General features: G+C 32.8%; 20 protein-coding genes. 9 read left to right on the top strand and 11 right to left on the bottom strand.

Features of this window, described 5'->3' with window-relative positions:
• Positions 1-2 precede the first annotated feature (2 nt).
• The 3 genes from KHA90_RS15035 to KHA90_RS15025 all read right to left on the bottom strand — a co-directional run bounded on the left by KHA90_RS15035 (position 3) and on the right by KHA90_RS15025 (position 1,988).
• Positions 3-533 (bottom strand): DUF3347 domain-containing protein, encoded by a 531-nt coding sequence (locus tag KHA90_RS15035; protein ID WP_213301967.1) that lies wholly within the window; start codon positions 531-533, stop codon positions 3-5.
• Between the two features lie 165 nt (positions 534-698).
• Complete coding sequence (locus KHA90_RS15030) at positions 699-1,085, bottom strand: hypothetical protein (RefSeq protein WP_244860366.1); 387 nt, start codon at positions 1,083-1,085, stop codon at positions 699-701.
• A gap of 69 nt (positions 1,086-1,154) precedes the next feature.
• Positions 1,155-1,988 (bottom strand): AraC family transcriptional regulator, encoded by an 834-nt coding sequence (locus tag KHA90_RS15025; protein WP_213301964.1) that lies wholly within the window; start codon positions 1,986-1,988, stop codon positions 1,155-1,157.
• 101 nt (positions 1,989-2,089) lie between these two features.
• On the opposite strand from KHA90_RS15025, the gene KHA90_RS15020 reads away from it, so the two are divergent.
• From KHA90_RS15020 to KHA90_RS15005, 4 genes are all read left to right on the top strand, one after another.
• Positions 2,090-3,256 carry an MFS transporter gene (locus tag KHA90_RS15020; protein ID WP_213301961.1) on the top strand — a complete coding sequence of 389 codons (1,167 nt, stop codon included), beginning with the start codon at positions 2,090-2,092 and terminating at the stop codon, positions 3,254-3,256.
• A 648-nt stretch (positions 3,257-3,904) separates the two neighbouring features.
• Complete coding sequence (locus KHA90_RS15015; RefSeq protein WP_213301958.1) at positions 3,905-7,147, top strand: SusC/RagA family TonB-linked outer membrane protein; 3,243 nt, start codon at positions 3,905-3,907, stop codon at positions 7,145-7,147.
• A 17-nt stretch (positions 7,148-7,164) separates the two neighbouring features.
• Positions 7,165-8,964, top strand: coding sequence for a RagB/SusD family nutrient uptake outer membrane protein (locus KHA90_RS15010; protein ID WP_213301955.1), 1,800 nt, complete (start codon positions 7,165-7,167; stop codon positions 8,962-8,964).
• Between the two features lie 31 nt (positions 8,965-8,995).
• On the top strand, positions 8,996-10,570 hold the full coding sequence (locus tag KHA90_RS15005) for a DUF4957 domain-containing protein (RefSeq protein ID WP_213301952.1): 1,575 nt from the start codon (positions 8,996-8,998) through the stop codon (positions 10,568-10,570).
• A gap of 133 nt (positions 10,571-10,703) precedes the next feature.
• Here KHA90_RS15005 and KHA90_RS15000 read toward each other — a convergent pair whose 3' ends face one another.
• The 7 genes from KHA90_RS15000 to KHA90_RS14970 form a co-directional block, all read right to left on the bottom strand.
• Complete coding sequence (locus tag KHA90_RS15000; RefSeq protein ID WP_213301949.1) at positions 10,704-11,276, bottom strand: pentapeptide repeat-containing protein; 573 nt, start codon at positions 11,274-11,276, stop codon at positions 10,704-10,706.
• 41 nt (positions 11,277-11,317) lie between these two features.
• The gene (locus tag KHA90_RS14995) at positions 11,318-11,518 is read right to left on the bottom strand and encodes a hypothetical protein (RefSeq protein WP_213301947.1); all 201 of its coding nucleotides are present in this window, start codon (positions 11,516-11,518) and stop codon (positions 11,318-11,320) included.
• A 70-nt stretch (positions 11,519-11,588) separates the two neighbouring features.
• On the bottom strand, positions 11,589-12,509 hold the full coding sequence (locus KHA90_RS14990; RefSeq protein WP_213301944.1) for an AraC family transcriptional regulator: 921 nt from the start codon (positions 12,507-12,509) through the stop codon (positions 11,589-11,591).
• A complete protein-coding gene (locus KHA90_RS14985; RefSeq protein ID WP_213301941.1) occupies positions 12,510-13,073 on the bottom strand; it encodes a DUF6642 family protein in 564 nt (187 codons plus the stop codon). It abuts the gene before it with no gap.
• A 190-nt stretch (positions 13,074-13,263) separates the two neighbouring features.
• Positions 13,264-13,473, bottom strand: a complete 210-nt coding sequence (locus KHA90_RS14980) for a hypothetical protein (RefSeq protein ID WP_213301938.1) — start codon at positions 13,471-13,473, stop codon at positions 13,264-13,266.
• A 46-nt stretch (positions 13,474-13,519) separates the two neighbouring features.
• On the bottom strand, positions 13,520-13,909 hold the full coding sequence (locus tag KHA90_RS14975; RefSeq protein ID WP_213301935.1) for a hypothetical protein: 390 nt from the start codon (positions 13,907-13,909) through the stop codon (positions 13,520-13,522).
• A gap of 386 nt (positions 13,910-14,295) precedes the next feature.
• Positions 14,296-15,774: an aminotransferase-like domain-containing protein gene (locus KHA90_RS14970; protein WP_213301933.1), complete on the bottom strand. Its 1,479-nt coding sequence runs from the start codon at positions 15,772-15,774 to the stop codon at positions 14,296-14,298.
• Between the two features lie 64 nt (positions 15,775-15,838).
• Here KHA90_RS14970 and KHA90_RS14965 point away from each other — a divergent pair, with 64 nt between their 5' ends.
• From KHA90_RS14965 to KHA90_RS14945, 5 genes are all read left to right on the top strand, one after another.
• Positions 15,839-17,701 (top strand): TonB-dependent receptor plug domain-containing protein, encoded by a 1,863-nt coding sequence (locus KHA90_RS14965; RefSeq protein WP_213301930.1) that lies wholly within the window; start codon positions 15,839-15,841, stop codon positions 17,699-17,701.
• Between the two features lie 342 nt (positions 17,702-18,043).
• Entirely contained in the window at positions 18,044-18,892 is an 849-nt protein-coding gene (locus tag KHA90_RS14960) for an AraC family transcriptional regulator (RefSeq protein ID WP_213301927.1), read from the top strand.
• 79 nt (positions 18,893-18,971) lie between these two features.
• Complete coding sequence (locus tag KHA90_RS14955) at positions 18,972-19,697, top strand: siderophore-interacting protein (protein ID WP_213301923.1); 726 nt, start codon at positions 18,972-18,974, stop codon at positions 19,695-19,697.
• 138 nt (positions 19,698-19,835) lie between these two features.
• On the top strand, positions 19,836-21,095 hold the full coding sequence (locus KHA90_RS14950; RefSeq protein WP_213301919.1) for a putative DNA modification/repair radical SAM protein: 1,260 nt from the start codon (positions 19,836-19,838) through the stop codon (positions 21,093-21,095).
• A gap of 5 nt (positions 21,096-21,100) precedes the next feature.
• Positions 21,101-21,874, top strand: coding sequence for a TIGR03915 family putative DNA repair protein (locus KHA90_RS14945; protein ID WP_213301916.1), 774 nt, complete (start codon positions 21,101-21,103; stop codon positions 21,872-21,874).
• 16 nt (positions 21,875-21,890) lie between these two features.
• Here KHA90_RS14945 and KHA90_RS14940 read toward each other — a convergent pair whose 3' ends face one another.
• Positions 21,891-22,436, bottom strand: a complete 546-nt coding sequence (locus KHA90_RS14940) for a nuclear transport factor 2 family protein (RefSeq protein ID WP_213301913.1) — start codon at positions 22,434-22,436, stop codon at positions 21,891-21,893.
• Positions 22,437-22,438 lie beyond the last annotated feature (2 nt).

Raw genomic sequence — 22,438 nt, 5'->3', positions numbered from 1 at the left:
ATTTATTTGATGGTTTCTACCACGTTTCCACAAGTCAGCATTGATGAACCATAATACGGATTTTTAACTGCTTTTTCTTTACTTAACCAGTCAGCGTCAGCCATTGGACAATATTGTTTGTAAACCGCCACATCAGATTTAGAAACTTTAATTAAATCGTAAGTGTTTTTTGAAAGCGATTTAAAAGTCTCACGCTGCTTTTTGATATCCGTTGAGGTCGAAATACTTTTAGCATCAGCAGTTAATTTTTTTACCACTTTCATCCAAACTGTATGTTCGTTGCTTTTTAATTTGTCCATTTTTATGGCACTAATTGCAGTTAATAAATCTGTGGCTTTCGCCGAAGTTAATTTCGCATCGCTTTTAATTAATGCATCTTTTACAGTAAAATAAGCATCATAAACAGATTGTAACTGACTAGAATCAGCAATTTCAATTGAAGTTGTTGCTGTTTTGATTGTATTTGCCTGAACGAAATTTGCAGAGAATACTAATACGATTACTGCTGCTATATTTAATATTGAATTTTTCATTTTATGTGAATTTTGATAGAGAATTTAGATTTTTCTCTAAGTTAAATAATTTTATTGAAGTTATTGTTTCGCAAAGAAACAGAAAGCAAAGTTATTTTTTTGCTTAGAATCTTAGTGTCTTAGCGCCTTAGTGGCTAAACACAAAAATGGCTGTAAGCAATAGAATTATTTTATTTTTGGTGGCAACCAGATCGAAGTAAAACCATCAGAAATACTACTGTTTTTGTAGTATGGAGTAGTTTTCTCAAAAGAGAAATTGAATAGATTATTATTGAATTCAAATTCGTTACTCGATATCATGCTGTATTGTAACCCGGAAGTTGTGCAACCGGAATGATCACATTTTCCGTTGCAGCCATGTTGATCCTTTTTAGAAGAAGAACCTTTTTTGCAACAATCTTTTTTACACGAATCTGAAGTTTCTTCTTTTGTAGAAGTTTTCTTCTCGCAATTCATTTTAGTTTCAGTTCTACCACACGCATAACCTGAATTGGACATCAAAAAGAAGCCAAGGGTTAAAATAAGAAATAATATGTGGAATTTTTTCGTCAATGAATTGTTTTTAGAATGACAAATTTATAAATAATTTTTAAGAGCTGCTATTTATTTAAGATTTCAAATTTATGTTTTCTTAAAATCAGTAGGTTTCATGTTTTTTCTCTTTTTGAAATAGTTAGATAAATGACTTTCATCTGTAAAACCAAATTCATACGCGATTTGCTTGATTGGTAATTGATTATTATGAATTCTTTTTTCGATCAAAGTAGTTCTTAAATTATGAATATAATCCCGATAACTGATTGCAAATGTTCTTTTGAAATAAGCACTAAAATAGGACTCGGCAATATTGAAATGATTGGCAATTACTTTAATCTGAACCAATTTAGGCTGATAAATATTCTGATGAATGTATGTCGCAATCTGCTCGTTATCTATATGATTCGATTTCATTTGCAGATTCATGCATCGGATGGTTTCTTTTATTAATCCAAAAATCGAAAGAATCTGATAAAAAACAATTGGCGAAGTCGACACATCAGTTTTGCAATTATAAGTCGTAATGTTTTCGACAGTATTCTTTAAAATCGTTTTGCACGGATCGTCTAATTTTAAAACCGTTTCTTTTAGCAATTTATTTCGCATGAAATCTTCGGGAGTATTCAAAAGCAAATCATCACAAAATAGGTTTTTATTCGAATCAAAATAATTGTCTGTAAACTTGATATATACAAAACGAGTTCTTTTTTTTATATCAAAATAATGATAATCTTCAGGAGAAATTACAAATAAATCCCCAGTTTTATAAGGAAGCAGATTGTTGTTTAAATGATGAATTCCGCTTCCTTTTTTGATATAAATGATTTCATAATATGTATGTGTGTGCGGAACATGAGGAAATACGTCATCTTCAAATTCATGAATGACAAGTTTTTCAAACTGATTAAATTTCGTCATAACTTAAATGTACAAGTTTATATCGCAAATATACAACTATTTTTATCTGCTATTGTGTTAAATTTGCACCATAGAAAGTCTAATCCTTTCTTGTGAAAAAAATGAAAAAAAGTCTTATTGCACTCTCATTAGGAGGTTTAACTATCGGTATTACCGAATTTGTTATGATGGGTTTGTTGCCAGATATTGCCTCAGATATGAAAGTTTCGATTCCGGTTGCCGGATATTTAATTTCGGCTTACGCACTTGGTGTTGTCATTGGAGCTCCTTTATTAGTAATTTTAGGTCGAAATCTTGCGCCAAAAAAAATGCTTTTAATATTAGCCTTAATGTTAACCGTTTTTAATGCACTTTCGATTATTGCACCAACCTATAATTTTTTATTCGCTTCCAGATTTCTTTCCGGTTTACCACACGGAGCTTTTTTTGGAGTTGGGGCTGTAGTCGCAAGCCGATTGGCAGATAAAGGCAAGGAAGCTCAGGCAATTGCAATTATGTTTTCTGGTTTAACCCTGGCAAATTTAATAGGCGTTCCCATTGGTACTTATATAGGACACAATTTTATATGGCGTTATACTTTTATATTAATTGCGGTTGTTGGTTTGCTTACGTTTTTGTTTATCTCTTTATGGATGCCAAATCTTGAAAAAAGCGGGAATGTCAATATGAAAACGCAATTGCAATTTTTTAAGAAAACAGAAGCCTGGTTAATTATTGGGATTACTGCAGTAGGATTCGGAGGATTATTTGCCTGGATTAGTTATATCGCGCCTTTATTGACAAATGTGTCTCAGTTTTCACCCGAAGATGTTTCATATATATTAATTCTTGCAGGTTTAGGAATGGTAGTAGGAAATTTTCTAGGAGGTAAACTTGCCGATAAATACTCTCCGGCACCAACTGTTTTAGCATTACTGCTTGTAATGTCAATTGATTTAATTTTAGTTTACTTGTTCTCGTATAATCAGTATGTTTCATTATTCCTGACTTTTTTAACCGGAGCAATTTCTTTTTCGGTTATTGCACCTATTCAAATGTTAATGATTCGTACTGCAAAAGGTGCAGAAATGATAGCATCGGCAGCACTTCAGGGAAGTTTTAATATAGGTAATGCTTTAGGCGCTTTTTTAGGTGGTTTGCCTTTGGCTGCGGGATATAGTTATGCATCGCCAAATCTTATTGGTGTTGCAATGGCAATTATTGGTATGATTATTACTTTTATCTTAATGCAAAAACATAAAAGTAATTTACAATTGCAACGCGCTTAAATGTAGTTTACTTTATAAAACAATATAAACCCTTAAACGAAATTCGTTTAAGGGTTTTTTTGTGCTTAAACTTTACCTTTTGTGTTGCAAAGTACTAACGCATAGCTGGTAAAGGTTGTGTTAGTAAGAATTTATTTTCTTTATGGTTTGCAATACTTTTTAAAAACATTGGACACAATTAAAAATATGGAGTTTAATTATTACAAAATTTTGCACTTTGTAAATTGTTTTAAATGTGAAAAAGACACTTATAATACTGCAATTAGTGTTAGTGTAATCGATTGTTTTTTTTAGGAAATCGTAAGAAATTAATAAATATCAATAATATATTTAATATTTATATCGAACTTAAATTACACATGTCATATAAAAAAGCACTTTTATTTTTCATATTAAATTTATTTTAGGAAATTTTTATGAATTTTAATTTTTTATATCAAAAAAATATTTATGTTTGTGTAATCGATTACAACTTTTTATTTAATGTAAAAAATGAATCTGTTTTGCAATTCAAAACTGACGAAATCCCAAGTTATCATTGAAGAAATTAATCTTTAATAATAAATAAAAGTTCAAAGATTAAATTTAGAATAACCACAAAAAACCACTTTAAAACAAAAATCTAATTAATAACTTAAACAATCAACCATGAATTTTAAAGATTTATTTAACAAAGGAGCACGTTGTTACTTTGCAGTTGTTTTTTTATTGTGTTTACTCACGAGCAATCAAATGAATGCTCAGACAGGAACACTTGAAGGAACCGTTAAAGATGCTGCAGGGCTAACATTGCCGGGAGTTAATATTTTAGAAAAAGGAACAAAAAATGGAACCTCAACGGATTTTGACGGACGTTATAAATTAAAGCTTTCAAATCCGAAGGCGGTTATAACATACTCCTTTATTGGTTTTAAAACCAAAGAAGTAGCCGTAGATGGAAAAACTAAAATTGATGTTGCTTTATCTGAAGATTCTAACAGCCTGAATGAAGTTGTTGTTATTGGATATGGAACGGCTAAAAAGTCTGATTTGACTGGAGCAGTTTCTACTATTTCAGGTAACGATTTGAAAAAAGTGCCGGTAGCAAATGTAGCTGAAGCCTTAACAGGTCGAATTGCCGGTGTTCAGGTAACTTCATCTGAAGGTTCTCCGGATGCGGATATAAAAATTAGAGTCCGTGGAGGTGGTTCTCTTACTCAGGATTCTTCACCTTTAATTATTGTAGATGGATTTCCAATAAATAGTATGAATGATATTTCATCATCTGATATTGACTCAATGACGGTTTTAAAAGATGCTGCTTCAACTGCAATATATGGATCACGTGGTGCAAATGGGGTAATTATCATTACAACTAAAAGCGGAAAAGATGGCAAAATCGCAGTCAATTTCAATATGTTTTATGGTATGAAAAAGATTGCTAATCAAATTGATGTTTTGTCTCCGGACGATTATACTAAATGGCAATATGAGTATGCTATGCTTTCCCAAACAGGAACAAAAGTAGCATCTGATCCATCTTCATATACTAAGTATTTTGGAAATTGGCAAGATCAGGATATGTACAAAGGTTTAAAAGGAGATAATTGGCAAAAACAAATCTTTGGGCGTACAGGTGAGGTGCAAAGTCGTGATTTAGGAATTAGAGGCGGAACTGATAAGCTTAATTATAATTTTAATTATGCTCATTATGATGAAAAGGCTATTATGATAGGGTCAGATTATAAACGTAATAACCTTTCCCTGGCTTTAAAAAGCAAATTAAATGATAAAATTGATGTTAGTTTTACTATGCGTTATTCGGATACTGAAATTGATGGTGGAGGTGTTAATGAACAAAATGAAAAATCTTCAACAGATTCGCGTATGCGTACAATTGTTGGTTATGCGCCACTTCCGGTACCAGGTTTGACTTCAGAAGACGTAACCGGAGATGGTTCAGATGTATTGATAAATCCTTTAATATCTGTGTCTGACAATGATCGTCAACAGTTTCGTAAAAACTATAATATGTTAGGTAGTTTTGGATGGGAGCTAGCAGAAAATTTAAAATTAAAAGTAGATTTAGGTTTGGATAATTATAACAATCTGGATTATCGTTTTTACGGACAAACTACTTACTATGTTGCTAATGCTCCATTAGGTCCATTACAGGGTATGCCTGCAATGATTATGTCTGATACTAAAGACAGACGTTTTAGAAATGCGAATACACTGAATTATGATTTCAAAAAAATAATGGGCGAAAACCACCATTTAAGTGCTCTTTTAGGAGAAGAAAGTATTTCATATAATTCAAATAGCGTAACAAGTACTATTCATGGATATCCTACATTTTTTGATTTTGATCAGGCAAAAAAATTAACAACACAAGGAACACCACAATCAGTAGATAATTATTACAGCCCTGATGACAAATTATTGTCGTTTTTTGGACGTGCAAATTATGACTACAAAAATCGTTACTTATTAACCGCTACGTTTCGTGGAGATGGTTCAAGTAAATTTTTAAAAGAGAATCGTTGGGGATATTTCCCGGCTTTTGCAGCAGGATGGAAAATTTCTGAAGAGAATTTCCTGAAAAATCAAACCTGGATCAATCTTTTAAAAGTAAGAGCCAGTTATGGTGAAGCAGGAAATAATAACATACCTGTTGGGCAGCAAATTCAAATTTTTCAATCTACACCAACACCATGGATTAATGGCGTTACCAGTGTTTGGGCACCTTCAAAAACAATGCCTAATCCTGATTTGAAATGGGAAACAACAGTGACTCAAAACGTTGGTTTGGATTTTGGATTTTTCAAAAATCGCTTAAATGGTACTTTTGATGTTTATAAAAATGTTACCAGTGACTTATTAATTAATTTTCCAGTTCCGGGATCCGGATACGATTTTCAATATCGTAATATGGGTGAAACACAAAACACAGGTTTCGAGGCTACTATAAATGTTGTTGCAATTGAAAAAGCCAAATACGGATTGAATTTTTCATTCAATATGGGAATAAACAAAAACCGTATTAACTCATTAGGGGTTATGAATAATTTTGGACAGGCTACAGGATGGGCTTCTTCACAAATTGGAGATGATTATCTGATAGAAGTTGGTTCTTCATTAGGAACTATGTATGGTTATAAAAATGATGGAAGATATGAAGTTTCAGACTTTGATTATGTTGGTGGAAAATATATCTTAAAAAGTGGTGTAATCAGTACTGCTACTACTTTAGTTGGAGACGGAAGCGCTATTAAACCAGGAGATATGAAATTGAAAGATGTTAATGGAGACGGTAAAGTAGATATAAATGATAAAACAGTTATTGGTAATGTTAATCCTAAAAGTTCCGGTGGTTTTGTTATAAATGGAAATGCTTATGGATTTGATTTAATGGCAGCTTTTAACTGGAGTATTGGAAATGATGTATATAATGCTGATAAAATTGAATTTTCAACGGCTAATGCTTCAGGGCAGTACAAAAATTTAAATTCTACTATGGCTGACGGCAAAAGATGGACGAATTTAGATCCTGTTTCTGGTCAGATAGTAACAGATCCTGCTGCATTAACAGAACTTAATGCTACTACTACAATGTGGTCTCCATATATGAGAAGTGCAATATTTACAGATTGGGCAGTTGAAGATGCATCGTTTTTAAGATTGAATACTTTAACATTAGGTTATACAGCTCCTGAGATGTTTACATCTAAACTTGGAGTTTCTAAATTGAGATTCTATCTAACAGCAACTAATGTTTTTGTTTGGACTAACTATTCAGGTTCTGATCCGGAAGTTTCAACAAGAAGAAAAAATCCACTTACACCTGGGGTTGATTCAAGTCCTTATCCAAGAAGCAGACAAATGGTTTTTGGGATGAATCTTAATTTCTAATTTTAAATTACTACAAAATGAAACATAAAATAATAATAGCAGGATTGATTATTTCTGGTTTATTCAGTTCTTGTCAACAATTTGAAGAGGACTATTTAGAGGCACCTGCACAATCAACATTAGATGCTTCGGTAATTTTCTCTACAGCCGGACTTGCAAAAGGAGCTATTGATGGAATAAAAGTACCATTTGCCGAGACTAACTCTTACAGAGGACGTTTCTTACCCTATTACGGATTAAATACTGACGTAGAATGGTATAGTGCTTCGCAAACGGCAGGAGATAAGTCAGATTTGTGTGTTTACGATGCAAAACCAGGTAATACAGAAATGAATACTACGACGAATGCGTATGCGATGATGTTTTCAGGTATTGAGCGTGCTAACGTTTGTATAAAGGGTTTACGTCAATATGGAAATCCTTTGCCGGGAACAGAAATGGGACAATTATTAGGAGAAGCTTTAGCATTAAGAGCTATTTACTATGCTGATTTAATCAAAGCATGGGGTGATGTTCCGGCTCGTTTTGAACCTATAACTTCTGAAACTTTATATTTGCCTAAATCAAGCAGAGATATTCTTTATAAACAATTAATTGCAGACTTAGGAGAAGCGTCAACATTAGTTGCATGGCCTAACGAAACTCCCTATACAAGTACTGTAGAGCACATAAATAAAGCTTTTGTAAAAGCTTTCAGAGCACGTTTGGCTTTGGCAGCAAGTGGTTATCAGCAATATCCTGATGGCGTAAGAAGAAGTACTGATCCGGAACTTTCAGTTGGTACTATGTATGCATTGGCATTGAAAGAATCTCGCGAAGTAATTCAAAGTGGTTCAGCTCATTTAGAAACTACTTTTGAGGGATTATGGAGAAAATACAATGAAGAGAACACAGTTGCTGGAGGAGAATCTCTTTGGGAAATTCCTTTCGGTGACGGACGTGGCAGAATGTTATTTACGTTTGCAGTAAAACATACTGCGGCTAGCGATCAATTTCAAGCTAATGGAGCGAACCGTGGCGGTGTAGCAGGTCCATTACCATTTGTTTTTTATGATTATGACCAAGTTGACGCCCGTAGAGATGTTACTTGTGTGCCATACAAATATGGTGCAGCAGTTAATAATGTTGCTAAACAAGAGTTAAATACGCTTGATACATGGTATTTTGGTAAATACCGTTACGAATGGATGAAACGTTATGTTACTTCTACCAATGATGATGGAGTTAATAAAATGTACATGCGTTATGCTGAGGTACTCCTTATTGCTGCCGAAACAGCTAACGAATTAGAAGGTCCCGGAGCAGCTGCGCCTTATTTAAAAGAAATTCGCAGAAGAGCATTCCCTACAGCTCAGGCAGTAAAAGTGGATGATTATGTCAATGCTTTGACTAGTAAAGAAGCGATGTTTAATGCTCTTGTTGAAGAAAATAAATTTGAATTTACCGGAGAAATGGAGCGTAAACAAGGTCTTATTCGTTGGAATTTATTGAAAGCAAAATTAGATGAGGCAAAACAAAAAATGACAGATTTAGCAGCCCGCTCAGGTAAATATACCGATGTACCGACAACTTTGTACTATAAATATAAAGCAGATAATGTATCTCTTGATATCTATGGATTAAACAGAGGTGAAACTACTAATCCTGGTGTAACATATACTGCAACTCCCTGGACATGGACAGGAACAGCAGCAGATGCTAAGATAAATTCATTGTACAAACCAGGCGTTAATCCTGATAACAGACAATTTTGGCCAATATGGCAAGTATTTATTGATGGAAGCAATAATCAATTAAAAAATGATTACGGTTATTAAGATCTTAGAAAAAATTAATAAAGTTATTACGATGAAAACAAAATATATTTTAAAAGGATTAATAGCCACATTAATACTTGTATTTGCAGTTTCAAGCTGCGATAGTTATAATGAGGAACTGTTAGACGGAATTGGAAATACCAGAGAGTTTTCCCCAATTGGTCTTACAGCAAAAGTTAGAAATCAAACAACAGTCGAGTTAAACTGGACTACAAAAGAAGATGATAATGCAGATCATTATGTTGTAGAATTTAGCGCAGATGATGCAGAATTCAAAACAATCTATAAAACCGTTGAGGTAACTCCTGCACAATTACCAGTTTCGGTAGCGTTAGAGGGTGAAACCACATATTCAATAAGAATAAAATCAGTTAGTGATTCAGGATTGGCAGATTCTAAATGGTCTGTAACGACAGCTACAACATTATCAGAACAACTTTTTTTACCTGTACAGCCAATTGATATAGAAGCGAAACAAGTAACTTTAAGATGGACGCCAAATAGTAATGTAACACAAATTACCGTTGCTCCGGGTGGTATTACACATGCAATAACGCCAGCAGAAAAAACGGCTGGAGTTGCAATAGTAACTGGGTTAACAGCAGAAACTGCTTATACAGCTACATTACTTAACGGTGCAAAAAAGAGAGGTGTTGTTACATTTACAACCGGAATCGATATTGGAACAGGTATTTTAGTTAAAGCTACAGATGATTTAATGCAAAAAATCGCTGATGCCGCATCTGGGGCAATACTAGTTTTAGAACCAGGTGATTATACAGCAGCAAATCAAATAGGAGCAATTACTTTAAATAAAGCAATTACTTTAAGAGGATTGCGCAGTTATGACAAACCTAAACTTCATGTGAATTTTGTACTAACTAACGGAGCCGCTAATATTAGTTTAATCGATCTGGATTTAAAAGGCGATAAAGGAGCTGCCGGAGCTGCAGTTTCGGTTATTAAATATAATGATAACAGTATTACATACGGTTCACTTTTAATAAGTGGTTCTAATATACATGATTATGGTATATCATTAATCAGTGCAAATTTAACTGCTGCTAAAATTACTTCTGTAATAATTGAGAATACTATTGTGACAAATGTATTAACAACCGGTGGAGAATTTATAGATGTCAGAGGTTCTCAAATGGGACAATTGACGCTTAAAAACAGTACTTTTAATAATTGTGCAACAGCAAGATACTTTATTCGTATGGATGCTGGTCTTACAGGTTTAACTACCAATATATTAATTGATAGCTGTACGATTTCAAACCCAAATATGTTAGGTACTGCTGCTAACGCCATTTTATACACGCGTTTTGTTACCAATGTAATAGCTGTTAGAAATACATTGTTTGCAAATACACCTGCACCATATACAAGAGAGGCTGTTACTGCAAATCCAACTTTTGCAAGTAATAATTATTACAATTCGCCAAATCTAATTGCTAACCCTAATGCACTTGCCAATAACAGACCAGATACATCTGGAACTGCATTAGATCCGCAATTTGTAGGTGCAGCAACAGGTGATTTTACAATCAAAAATCAAACATTAATAGACAACAAAGTGGGAGATCCACGTTGGAGACAATAGTTCATTTTTTAAGTTTTTAATTAGAAAAAGGGATGCAATTTTTGCATCCCTTTTTGTTGTAAACTAATTAATAAAGTTCTAAAATCTGTATATAAACTGAGACTGAAAACCGCGACTGAAAACTTTCTAAAATCTATTCAATATCCAAATCAAATTTTTCAAGCAAACCCGCAAGTGCAGCTTGAGAAACTCTGGTTCTCTTGATTTTATTTTCAGATGGATCAAAAGCATAATTTCTTGAAGAACGAAAATCAGTTTTCTCTAAAATACAATCCTGAAAAGTAGCATTGGCAAGATCACAATTTTTAAAAAGAGAAAGAGATAAATCAGTATTTGAGAAGTCAACATCTTTTAAGGAGCAATCAATGAAGTTTGTTTTCTTTAGTTTTTTATAAATAAAAGTCGAATAATCAAGCAGGCAATCCTGAAAAGACATCGAAAATAAAAAACTATTACTTGCACTAAAATCAAGTCCCATTAATTTACAACCAATAAATTTAATGTTTTTTAATCCAGTACTTTTAAGCGTAGAAAGCGAAAGATTGCAATTTTTAAAAGTACAATCTAAAAAATCAATATAACTAAAATCACTTTTAGAGAAATTACAATTAATAAATTCACAGTTTATAAATTCATTATCCGATAATTTTTGATCCGAATAATCAACGGTGTCAAAAGTTTTGTTTTGATGCAATGCAGTATCCATAATAATATGTTGAGGTTGAAAGGAATATTTTAAAAAGCAATTTATTCTAATTCGATACAATCGAAAATTTCATTTTGAAGAGACATTTCATTTATATCCTCTTCGCTTTCAATTCTTAAAATATTATCACAATCCTCCAGATCAAAATTCCAGACAGCATTAGGCAGTAATTCCCCAATCAATACATTTGCGAATTCTAATTTTGATTTTGAATCAACAGAAGTTTTAAAAACATAAATCATAATTTGCTTTTTTTTACGGGACAAATTTCAACAAATGCTTTTGGAGTAAATAGGATTTTACAAGCAATAATTAGGACTTAGCAATCATTTTACGATATTCAATAGGCGTGATTCCTTCGTGTTTTTTAAAGAACCGGCTAAAGTAAGAATGATCCTCGTGTCCTACCTGCATTGCTATTTCGCTGATAGAAAGCGTAGTTTGAAACAGTAAATATTTGGCTTCAAGTAAAATGGTTTCATCAATCCATTTAGTAGCAGGTTTGCCTGTTGTAGACTTTACCGATTTGTTTAAATGATTAGGCGTGACATTCAATAAAGAGGCATAATAATTTACCTCATGATTTATTTTTATATGAGCAAAAATCAATTCTTTAAACTTCGATGAAAGAACAGCAGAAGCATTGCCGCTTTTGGGAATTTTGACGTTGTTTTTATTCATTTCACAAAACAAAGCCATCAGATAAGATTGTACAATATTAAAATTGGTAATTCCAGATTCAACATATGAGGCTTGTAAGCGGATAAAAAGATTGTATATAAACCGGGAATTACTTTCAGAAAGGCTAATTTTTGGATTTCCTCCAATCTTCAGGAAATCAAAATCGTTTAACATTTCCGTATTACCATATTTTCCAATTAAAACATCGGGATGAAATTGGCATATGAATCCAATGATTTTATTGTTGACATTTTCTATTGAAAAAATCTGTCCTGCCGGAACCACAATAATCTCATTGGCGTTTGTTTGGTGTTCCTCAAAACCAATTTTCATGATATGCGTTCCGGAAGTTATAAAAAGAATTGTATGACAACTGTGTTTTGATGGTGGAACAGGATATTGAAGCTGCATTATTTCTTCCATCTTTAAACAAAAAAAATGATCAGAATTTGATTTAAAAAGTAAATGCATAGGGTTTCCTGCACCAAGGAACTTTTCACGAAATCCCTTTGCTTCATATGTTTTTACTTTTTCGTCTCCTTTACTTTTCATCTAATAATACAATCTAAAATCAAGTAATTTGCACAATGCATAATGCTTTTGGTACAACTCTTCTACAACTTCTGTAATATCGTCATTATCCTGATAAAGGCTAAAAAAAGCTTTGTCAATTGTACTTGAACTGGCAATTTTATTATAGGTTGAACCATAACCGGAAATGGCACGAGCACCAGTTATATCAAGAAAATATTGAGCTTCGTCATCGTTTAAGTCTAAAACTTTAAGATTCGCAAAATGAATAATTTTACCTTTCATCTTACCTTCAAAAAGTTCCGCGATTTCCTCAAGGCTATAATAATAATCGTGAAGGCAAATATTGTTAGCTTCGCCGGGCATTACCAGATAGATAATTTCATAATCCTTAAAATTATGATCTTCATAAAGCAGTACATTCAGGCTTTCTTCCAGACCTTCAATAGTATCGCAGGTTTTATAGATGCTGGAAATCCCTTGGTCAATTGCAATTTCTTCTAAGTTTTTTACCGCTAAAGTTGCCGTTTCGTTGTCTACGTCCGGAACACCTTCGAGGCAGAAGATGAATTTTTCGTAATCCATACATTATATTTTCTTGGTTGTAATAAGTCTTGTTTTCCTTTCTAACAAATGTATTTTTTATTGTCGAAAAACAACTATACAAAAAGTATTTTAACGCATTTTTGACATTGATTGAAGATTAGCTATTTGTCGAAATAAAAAAACCACTTTTAGAGAAAACTAAAAATGGTTTTTGAAGAATTAATATTTATTAATTTTTGAAATTTTCAATTCGTTTAGAATATAAATTACTTCCAAAAATAATTGCCCCTAATACAAACGGAACAAAGTGAGAAATTTGCCAAAAAAGTTCTTTTCCTGTTTTTAATCCTTCATTTGATGTTTCATAAATTCCAATCACAATAAAGAAAAGGGAAATTGCAAACAGACAATATTGAATTTTATAATTTATCCTCATCATTTTAAGTTTTCTTTTAAATATAAGTAAAATTATACAATCACCAAAATTATTCAGCTCTGTTTAAAACCAATAATCTTTGCCACCATTTTGGTGATTCTTCGTGTAAAACTTCAGCGTAGTTAATTAATTTGGATTCTCTTTTATTTCCGCATGCGGCACAAAAAGAAGCCTTAGGAGTTCTGTAAGGTTTAGAACAACTTTCGCATTCAGAACCGTAAAGTTCGATGCGATGATGCATAATTGCGTTAGGATTAGTTTCTTCAAATCCTGTAAGATTTTTATAATAGTCAAGTAAATCTTTGAAGCGTGTTTTTCTGGTCATACTACATTTACCTTTTTCAAAACCATCACGATAGAGTTTAGACGCAACTTTATATTCCTCTTCATTAAGCATAGGAACTTCCATTTTACAACGCCAGCACCAAAGGTTTTTCATAGTTTTAAATTTTCAGGTTTAAATGTGTAACGATTTATGACTTTTAAGCCAAATGTTTAGCTAATTTAGTGTGATTTATTAAGAATAGTTTACGGTTTCTCGTAATCTGAAACAAAAATCGTTATTTTAACATTTATAACACTACGTATAAATACCCGTTTTTTACAATAAAATTCTAGATCTAAAAAAAAGAAAAGTAGTTTAAGTGAATAGGCTAATTATTTTAAAACATAAAAACATAGATTTTGTAAACCTTAAAAAAAGGCGTTTTACTTCGGATTAATTCACATTGCTATGTGAAAGCAACATGTTTCTTTTTGTATTCCCTTTTCCATAAAAAAACCTATATTTTTTCTATGTGTTTAATGATTTTTTTTTTAATTATTTCAGGTAATTTCATCAAGAGATTGGCGTAAAATTTTCACGGCATTTTCCATTTCAGCCGTGTCAAAATGTCCAAAACCCAAACGAGTGGCCGTAAGATTTTTTGTTTGATATAAAATCGTCTTCGGTAAAAACAAACCATTTATAGCACATTGTTTTTGCAGCCTTATCAAATTGAAATTATCCAGCCATTCCACCCAAATTGCCAAACCCCGAAGCGGAACCTGAAATTTAATTTTCCCTTCCAGTTTTTCCTTCAGCAACAAAACAAAATAATCCCTGCGCTCTTTGTAAATTTTCTTATTTTTTTTAGAAAGCCGATGAACTTCGCCTTCCTTGATCCATTCTGTTAAAACCTGTTCCTTAATAACATCAATTCCCGGTTCCAGAATATTTTGATGTTTTTCGAGTTCCTTTATAAATGCCGAAGGCGCAGCAATAAAACCATAACCAAAGCCCGCCGGCAAAGACCTCCCAAATGAGCCAATATAAACCACCCTTTCATTTGAATCTAAAGACGCGAGAGGCAATACGGGATTATTATCATAATGAAAATCAAAATCATAATCATCCTCAATAATCACAAATCCGTAGCGATTGGCTAATTCCAAAATTTCCATTCGCCTTTTAGCGCTTAAAGAAGTCGTTGTAGGATAATGATAATTTGAAGTCAGATATAAAATTCTGATTTGCTGTTTCTCGCAAATTTGTTTCAGATCTTCCGTATTGATTCCATCTTTATCAACCGGTATCGTAATAATTTGTGCGCCACTGTCTGACAATGTCATGTTCGAAATATAATAACCCGGAGAAGCAACAACGACTTTATCACCAGCAGAAATCAATAATTTTGTAACCAGATACAAACTAATTTCGTGACTATTTGTAGTAAGCAAATTTGATGTTGAAATGCGAATTCCTCTTGTTACATTCAAAAAATTAGAAAATTGGATTTTAAAATTCAAATGAGATTTTGTCTGGATTTGTTCCCAGGTTTTAGTGCTTTTTTGGCCTTTAAGTTTTGAAACATAAAGCCTCGCCAGGACATCAGTTTGTACCAACCGCAAATCTGGTAAACCGTCATTAAATTGATACGGTATAGTGCTTATTTCCTTTGGATCTTCAAGAATAGTCGAATGTTTAAAAGTAAAAGCAGCACTTTGGGAATTATTTTTTTCAGTAAAAATATAATCCGTTTTCTTTTTTTCTTTTTTTTCTGATAAGATAAAAGTTCCCTTATTAGGTAAAATTTCAATCCACCCTTGCAATTCTAAATCCTGAAAAGCTTTAATCAATGTGTTTCTGTTAACCTGCAATAATTTACATAAAATGCGGGTTCCCGGAAGTTTTGTGCCTTCAGGAAGCAAACCTGTTTGTATCGCTTTAATAAACTCAAAAACAATTTGCAGGTATAAAGCAGTTGCATCTTCAGGCTTAAGCTGAATGAAACTTTTAAAAGGAATTTGAACCGGACTATCCATTTTTATAAAACTGGTATACATTAGTAGTACGGCAAGATACTACTTTTGCAAAAAATTAAAAAAAATGACAAAACTTTATTTTGCAATACTGACTCTGTTAAGTCTTGGTTTACAAGCGCAAGTGCAAAAAGACACCATTAATATTGATGAAGTAATTATTCATGAAAATAGATTTAGCACACCAATTTCTAAGAAAAACCGAAACGTTTATGTAATTGATAAAGCCACAATTGCAAAATTACCGGGACGATCTGTTCAGGAAATCCTGCAATATGCAAATGGTGTTGATCTACGACAAAGAGGACCTTTTGGGAGTCAGGCTGACGTAAGTGTTGACGGCGGAAGCTTTGAGCAAACTGTTGTACTTTTAAACGGAAGTAAAATCATCGATTCACAAACGGCGCATAATATGCTGAATCTGCCTATTCCGGTTGAGGTAATCGAAAGAATCGAAATAATTCGTGGTCCGGCAGCGATGACTTACGGAATCAATAGTTTGACCGGAGCAATTAATATTATTACTAAAAAACCAATGAAATCCGGAGTTTTAGTAAATACTTATGCAGGTTCAAACTTTGAAAAAGATACACAAGATACCGGAGATACATTTTATGGCAGCGGAATTCAGGTTGGCGGAGTTTTAAGCAAAGAAAAACAGCAGCATTCGCTTTTTGCATCACACGATAAAAGCAATGGATATCGTTACAATACCGCTTTTGAAAACAATAAAATATTTTATCAGGGAAATTATCAGTTGAATGATAAAAACGAAATTTTAAGTTCATTTGGTTACATCAACAATGGTTTTGGTGCGAACGGATTTTATGCTGCTCCGGGCGATAAAAACTCAAGCGAAGTTGTTCAGACTACTTTTGCAAATGTGCAATCGAAACATCAGTTGTCTGAAAAATGGACGTTAATGCCAAGATTGAGCTACAGATATAATTATGATGATTACCGTTATTACGGAATTGCCAATCTAAAAGCGGGCAGAAGCCAGCATTATACCAACTCATTTGCTGCCGAAGTAAATACATCATATAAGATGGAAAACGGTGAACTTGGTTTTGGAGCCGAAGCAAGAAGCGAAGATATAAGTTCATCAAATATTGGGGATCATAATCGTGAAAATTACGGACTTTACATGCAATACAGAACCACTTTTATAGAGAAACTGGATGTGAATTTTGGTGCTTATTTAAATTATAATTCAGATTATAAATGGCAGGTTTATCCGGGATTTGATGCGAGTTACGCCGTTACAGATGCATTTAAAATCATCGGAAACATTGGAACAAGCCAGCGAATTCCGTCGTTTACAGATTTGTATTTAAATCAGCGTCCGGGAAATATTGGAAATCCTAATCTTGAAACCGAAAATGCTTTTCAGAGTGAAATAGGTTTTAAATACATTAAACATAATTTTAATTTTAATGCGAATTATTTCTATAGAAAAATCAATAATTTTATCGACTGGACAAGAAACGTAACTACTGAACCTTATCAAAGTAACAACTACGGAAACCTAAATACAAATGGTTTCAACCTGCGTACTAATTACAATGCTAATTTATCCAGCGATTCTAAACTGAATATTAGTCTTGCATATTCTTATTTAGATTTTGAATTTCAGGATGTTATTCCGGTAGTTTATTCAAAATATTCGGTTTCATCTTTAGAACATCAAATAACAAATACAATCGATTTTCAGCATAAAAATTTTACGGCTTTATTTGCGACACGTTTCAGTCAAAGAGTAACGGGACCGTCCTATTGGGTGAATGATTTTAGAGTTAGCCAATCTATTAAAAAACTTACTGTTTATGTTGACGCACAAAATATTTTCAACACCACATATTATGAAGTTGGAGCGGTTCCGCTTCCTTCAAGATGGTTTAGTTTAGGAGTGAAATTTGTGACTTTTTAAAGTTAAATGGGAGAACTTCTAAAATGATAATCATAGAAATAAAATTATTGCAAATCAAATCCGTTTTTATCCGTGTTTTTACGAAGTAAATCTGTTTTATCCGCGTCAAATTAGACGCTGATTTTACTGATTCGCTAAAGCGAAAACGCTGATAAAGACGGATCTTTCTAATTACTTTCTCGGTAAAAGGGTTAAATAATTTCTATAATTTAATGTTTTCCATTTTGAATATTAATAAAACATAAAAATGCCTTTAATCAGTTTGAGATTAGAGGCATTTTGTTTTAGAAAATTCTCTAAGTTTGTATGACTTCATATTAATTATAATTTCAAAAATTAAATTTGAAAATCCCCATTTACAATCAGAGATCAGAAGCAGTAGGAGGTATTTTTATCGCTGAGTTATCTGTATTGGGTGAAGATACTCAAAGTGTAAATAAACTGGGAACACATCGCGATGATTTTTATAATTTTTTTGTGCTTACAAAAGGAAAAGTCATCATGAAATGTGATATGATCGACGTGAAAATAAGCGCTCCGGGTATTATTGTTGTTAAGCCATTTCAAATTCATTCACCAAAATTTGTTTCGCCGGATTCATCAGGATATTATATTAGTGTAGCTCCGTTTTTAGTGCCTGATAATTGCGCTTCGGTTTTTGAGAACATGAAAATTGCTAATCAGGTAAACAAACTTGATAAACTTCAAAAGAAAGATATTATGGAAACCGTTTTGTTATTACATCGTGCTTTTCAAAATACAACTTCAAACAAAACAGCTATTGTCAATGGACTTTTTAGTGCATTAGTATATCGTTTTGTAAACATTTATTCAGAAGCAAATCAATCAGCATCAGAACTTAAAAATCAATCGACGTTGATATATTCTAATTTCAAGAAATTAATTTCCGGTTCCACATTTTTAGAAACGCCTTCTTATTTTGCTGCGAAATTAAACATCACAACTTCGCATTTAAATTATTGCGTAAATATTTCGACAGGAAAATCAGTTACCTATTGGCTTCAAAATGCCATGATTTTAGAGGCACAACGATTGCTTTATTATACTGAAAATGATGTTAAGGAAATTGCCTTTACTTTAGGTTTTGAAGATCATACCTACTTTTCAAGATTGTTTAAAAAAATAACAGGCGAAACTCCATTAACCTTCCGGTTGAAATTCCGCGAATAGTCCAATCATCCCTATTTCTTCTTCAACTTATTTTTATTGTTTTAGCTTCAATTTTGCATTGAAATTAAAAGATAAGATTATGAATTCGATGCCCAAAATTATTGGAGATTTTATGGAAATGGCTTTTAGCAGTAAAATTTCCAAAGTAAATGTTGAAGCAGCGAAAATGCTCAGCGAAAATATAAAAATGGTCAGATTTAAAGGTCATTTTCCTCATGTGAAATTTAAAATTGGACAAGCTATAATTATCAGAATCGACGATACAAATTATCGCAATTACACGCCCAGTAAATGGAATAGTAAAGAGGGATGGTTTGAAGTTATTTTTCATATTCATAAAAATGGTCCCGGAAGTTATTTTGTTGAAAATTTAAAACCAAATGACCAATTAACCGTAGGAATGCCCAGAGGTTTTGAGGTTTTTAAAAGAGAAGAAAAGTACCAATTCTTTTTTGGAGATGAAACCTGTATCAGCGTTTTTAAAAGTTTTCAGGATGAAATTAATGCCAGTGAAAATAATTATTTAGGAATTTTAGAACTTGATTCCTCTTCTGTAGAAGTTCCAAATAAGTTAGGATTCGCGGTAGATATCGTGCCAAAATCAACCAATAAAGCCGAATTTGCAATTGAAATTTTAAATAAACTCGACAATAAAATTTGGGAATTATGGAAGGATGGATATTTTTATTTAATGGGAAATGCAAAGTCAATTCAAGCGTTTAGAAAAGCCCTGAAAGAAAAAGGAGTTTTAAATAAAAATATTTATACGCAGCCATATTGGGCAGAAGGAAAAATAGGACTTTAATTTAATAATCAGTTACTTGTAATAGAGTTGTTGAAATTTGATACAATTTGGAACAACTAAAATCAATCTTTTTTTGTCTTTAAATAGTAGTTTTGACGTTCAACAAATTTAGTTTTTAAACCACTAAAAAAACGCAAAATGGTACAGGAAAGAGTAATGGAGAAGCTTGCGATTTTAGCCGACGCTGCAAAATATGATGTTTCGTGTTCGTCAAGCGGAAGCAAGCGTGAAAATAAAGATAAAGGAATTGGAGATGCAAAAGGCTACGGCATTTGTCATGCCTATACAGAAGACGGACGTTGCGTATCATTATTAAAAATTTTACTTACAAACCATTGCATTTTTGATTGCGCATATTGTGTAAGCCGAAAAAGTAACGACATTAAAAGAGCCGCTTTTACAGTTCAGGAAGTTGTAGATCTAACAATTGGTTTTTACAGAAGAAATTATATCGAAGGATTATTTTTGAGTTCGGGCATTTTTGATAATCCTGATTATACAATGGAACGTTTGGTTCGAATTGCCAAGAAATTGCGTTTAGAGGAAAATTTTAATGGATATATACACCTAAAAGCAATTCCCGGAGCAAGTGATGAATTGATGAAACAAGCCGGAATGTATGCCGACCGTTTAAGTGTAAATGTCGAAATGCCAACAGAACAAAGCTTGAAATTGCTGGCGCCGGATAAAAATCATATTGATGTAATTAAACCAATGGAATATTTGAAAAATGAAATCGTTGGTCATAAAGAAGAAAAAAAACTAAACTACAAAGCACCAATTTTTGCTCCCGCAGGACAAAGTACACAAATGGTTATTGGCGCAACAAAAGAAAGTGATCTTGAAATTCTGGGCATGGCAGATTATTTTTATCAGAAGATGAATATGAAACGTGTTTATTATTCAGGATATGTGCCTATTAGTTACGACAGCAGGCTTCCGGCAATTGGAACTCCAGTTCCTATAATACGCGAAAACCGTTTGTATCAGGCAGATTGGCTAGTTCGCTTTTACGGATTTAATGTAAACGAAATTGTGGGTTTTAATCAGCCTAACTTGGATCTTGATATCGACCCAAAATTAGGTTGGGCGTTGCGTAACCTGAATCAATTTCCTGTTGATGTTAATACCGCCGACTTAGAACTGATAAAACGTATTCCTGGAATTGGTTATATGAGTGCCAAAAAAATTGTAGCAGCAAGGCAATTTAAAAAACTATTTCCCGATGATTTAAAAAAACTCGGAATTGCGTATACGCGCGCCAAATATTTTCTGGCGTTTGCATCACCATTTCAAATCCAGAAAGATTTGACTTCTATTCAGATCAAGGATCAGATTTTGAATTTGCAAAACAGTAAATACAAAAACGACTTTTCGAATCAACTTGCTTTATTTTAATTAAAATGATACAGCTTATTTACGACGGAACTTACGAAGGCTGGCTTACAGCGGTATTTGAAATTTATGAATATAAATTTCAAGACGTTGTTTTTGCTAAAAATGAAGCTTCGGCAGCTTTGCTTTTTTCCACCCATCATTATGTAATGACAGATGAGGAAAAAGCAAACAGGGTTTTAAGCGGAATTAAAAAACGTCTTTCGCCAGGAGGATATTCAGATTTTTATAAAGCATTTTTTTCTGATTTAGATGAGATAGAACAAATCATGTTTCAATTTACTAAATATGCATTGGCAAGTTCAAAAAATATTGAAGGAGATTTTAGCAATAGTGCCGTTTGGGATGTCAGAAAAGCAACAAGATTGACGAGAAGAGAAGCCCATCGCATGGAAGCATTCGTCCGTTTTAAACTCACAAAAGACAAACTATATTATGCTATTGTAGAGCCGGATTGTAATGTTTTGCCCATTATCGAAAGTCATTTTAAAAAACGCTACGCAGATCAACGCTGGTTAATATATGATGCAAAACGTAAATATGGCATTTATTACGATCTCGAAAATGTATCAACAATCGAATTGCAATTTAATGCGGAATCTAATTCCTCTAAATATTTAGCAGAAATATGCGATGAACAGGGAGAGTTTTTCCAGAATCTTTGGCGCGTTTTTTTTAAGAGCGTCAATATTGAATCCAGAAAAAACATGAAACTTCATATTCAGCATATGCCAAAACGATATTGGAAACATTTGACAGAAAAGATTCCGACATTGAAATAGATAAGTGAATTAAAATTTATAATTGTAGCTTTTTATCTTTTTGCCTTTTTGAAAGTGAAGGCTGCTCAAAATAGGAGGTAAGTTCTAAGGAATAAATGACGCTGGTAATTTTCCATTTTCCATCTCTTTTTATTAAGGTTAAATATTTTCCGCCCCAATTTGTCATTTTGTTATTTGCCCAAAAACTATAATCCATAGTTACGGCTGCAACAGTTCCGTCTTCGATAATATGAATATTGTCAAATTTATCTTCGGTAGATTCATATCGAAATAAACCTCGCATGAAATCTTTGTAGCTTCCTGAAAAATAATTGCTTCCCGCTTTTTCCTTGCCTTTCGTTTCTATTTCTTTATTTTGAGATTTGTCCATAAGCGCGGCGCACCAGGTTACATTTCCGTCATTAAATAAAGTATAAAATGTGATGGAATCTTTTTTGATAACGCTTTCGCTGTATTGATTTATAATCGAATTAATTTCTTTTTGATTATCTACTTTTTTCTGTGCATTTGAATATTGAACAACAATCAGTAAAACAATAATGAAGATTTTTTTAGACATCATTT

This window comes from Flavobacterium psychroterrae (assembly GCF_018380615.1).
Taxonomy (GTDB): Bacteria; Bacteroidota; Bacteroidia; order Flavobacteriales; family Flavobacteriaceae; genus Flavobacterium; species Flavobacterium psychroterrae.
Note: the sequence above shows the minus strand (reverse complement) of the source record. Positions and strands in the feature narration are given on the sequence as shown.